2 protein-coding genes are annotated in these 2,589 nt (G+C 65.4%); one reads left to right on the top strand and one right to left on the bottom strand.

Annotated elements, in window-relative coordinates; all coding sequences use genetic code 11:
• Positions 1-548 precede the first annotated feature (548 nt).
• A complete protein-coding gene (locus ABT114_RS50200; RefSeq protein WP_351154028.1) occupies positions 549-1,739 on the top strand; it encodes an IS110 family RNA-guided transposase in 1,191 nt (396 codons plus the stop codon).
• Between the two features lie 8 nt (positions 1,740-1,747).
• On the opposite strand, the gene ABT114_RS50195 is transcribed toward ABT114_RS50200, so the two are convergent.
• Positions 1,748-2,589, bottom strand: an 842-nt coding sequence (locus ABT114_RS50195; RefSeq protein WP_351154025.1) for an IS982 family transposase, incomplete at its 5' end; no start/stop codon positions are given.

Genomic DNA, 2,589 nt, shown 5'->3' with positions numbered 1-2,589 from the left:
CCGGCGAGTACTTACTGGGTGGCGCCACTTCTTCCTCGTTTCCTCTTCAGGACAACCCTATTGGGTCCCTGTCCGGAAACTTCGTGGCCCCTCACAGGCAAGTCCTCGACCTGCCCAATGGCTTCGCGCGGAGTCAACGACCAGTCGAAGCCGCAGTTCCGGCAAGGGTTCCCATAGAGGCGTGCTCCCCAAAGTTCCATGGGATGCCAATCTATCGAGCCTTCACCAGCCACTGATCACCGACCCATGGGACAGGCCGCCGCAGTCGCGGGCCGCTGTGGAAGTGATCCGAACTAGATGATCTAGTCCAAGGGGTCAGTGATCCCTACCTTGGTGATCGGGATGAGCAAGCCATTCGTAGGGTTGGCTCACCCAGGGGTGTCGGGTGTGGCTTTCAGTGGTCTGCCGTCCGTGGCTTCTTACGATTCGCCGCCCGACACCCCCCGACGACTCGGCTGCTGATTAGCAATTGCGATCCGATCGCTGAGTAGGGACTCGCCAGCGAGGTCGTCTGTGGTGCAGGTAAGGAAGCGACCCGTGGAGAGCGCGTGACAGCGATCTGGGCCGGCATCGATGCCGGCAGGACCCATCACCACTGCGTGGTGATCGACGACACCGGCAAGCGGCTGCTGTCGCGGCGAGTGGCCAACGACGAGACGGAGTTGCTGAAGCTCCTGGCCGACGTCCTCGCCCTGGGTGATGAGGTCACCTGGGGCATCGACTTGGCCGACGGCGGCGCCGCCCTGCTGATCGACCTGCTGCTCAACCACGGACAGCACACGCTCTACATCCCGGGCCGAGCGGTCAGCCGTGCCTCCGAGGGCTACCGGGGCGAAGGCAAGACCGACGCCAAGGACGCTGCGATCATCGCCGACCAGGCCAGGATCCGCCGGGACCTGCAACCCTTGCGGCCCTGTGACGAACTGGTCGCCGAGATCAAGGTTCTCACTGGCCATCGCCGCGACCTCGCCGACGACCGCACCCGCGTGATCAACCGGCTCCACAATCACCTCACCGGCATCTTTCCCGCTCTGGACCGGGCTCTGGACCTCACGAATACTGGCCCGCTGATCCTGCTGACCGGCTACCAGACCCCAGCCGCTATCCGCAGGACAGGGGCTCGGAGGCTGGAGACCTGGTTACGCAACCGCAAGGTCCGCGGTGCTGCCCAGCTCGCCGAGAAGGCCCTGGTGGCCGCCGAGAGCCAGCACACCAGCGTGGCCGGCGAGAAGCCGACGGCCCAGCTCGTGCACACGCTCGCCAGGGAGGTGATGCGCCTCAACGAGCAGATCGCGGAGACCGACAAGCTCATTGAGGCCCGGTTTCGCGAGCACAAACACGCCGAGGTGATCGCGAGCATGCCCGGCATCGGACCCCTGCTCGGCGCCGAGTTCCTCGCGGCCACGGGCGGCGACATGACGGCTTTCGACAGCCCAGACCGCCTCGCCGGGTTCGCCGGCGTCGCCCCGGCTCCGCGCGACTCGGGCAAGATCACCGGAAATCTGCACCGGCCCAGACATTACAGCCGGCGACTCCAGCGCGTCTTCTACACCTCCGCGCTGATCAGCATCCGCTGCTGTGACGAATCCCGCCGCTTCTACGATCGCAAACGCGCCGAAGGTAAGCGGCACACCCAGGCCGTCCTCACGCTCGCCCGCCGCCGGGTCAACGTCCTGTGGGCCCTGTTGCGCGACGGACGGTGCTACGAACCCATACCCCCCGTCACGAACGCCGCTTGACAAAGAGATTAGGAATCGTAGGCGATCAGTGAGCGTAGGACGGTTTGTCCGGTGGCGTCGTTGTGCCAGATCGCGGCGGTCAGCGCGAGGATGCGTTGCATGACGCGGGCTATGACACCGCCGGGTGTGCGCCCTCGGTGCCGTTCGAGGTCAAGCTGTCCCTTGAAGGTCTCGTTGATCGATTCGATGACTTGTCGCAGCGGCTTGAACAGGGCTGCGCCAGGCCGTTCCCGTTCACCTTTACGGGCAGGCCGCAACAACTGGACTCCATGCTCGGACAGTTCGCGTTCGAAACCACGGCCGAAGTAGTTCTTGTCGCCGATGAGAGTCTGTCGGGGGCGCTCTCGCAGAAGCTCGCATTCGGCTGCCAGGAGGTCAAGGAGGGTCTCGCGTTCGTCGGCCTTGGCCCCGGTCAGGGCGAAGGCGATGGGCAGGCCCTGAAGGGTGCAGACCAGGTGCAGGCGCAGGCCCCAGAAGAAGCGGCTGTGGCTGGCGCAGTAGCCGTATTCGGCCCAACCTGCCAGGTCGGAGCGTTTGACGGTCTCGCGGGAGCGGCCGCATTCCACCGGGGTGGAGTCCACGACCCATACGTCGTCGCTCCACACCGAGGTGGTGGTGGCCAGGATCCGGTTGACGCTTCGCATCAGACCGGCGGCCTTGCGCAGCCGCTTGTTGTAGCCGGGCTGCTGGGGCAGGTAGGGGAAGAGGTGGCGCAGGTGGGCACGGGCATGGCGGAGCCATGTGGCCTCGGAGGTGGGGCCTTCACCCGTGATGGTGGACACGCGTCTTTGATCACGCGGCGAGCGTGAGTTTAGCGGTGTGGTGTCGGCGTTCGTATTCGTTGGGGCTG

Origin of the sequence: Streptomyces sp. NPDC002088, assembly GCF_040296605.1 — a bacterium.
Lineage (GTDB): Bacteria > Actinomycetota > Actinomycetes > Streptomycetales > Streptomycetaceae > Streptomyces.
The sequence above is the reverse complement of the archived record's forward strand: the minus strand, read 5'-3'. Positions and strand labels throughout refer to the sequence as shown.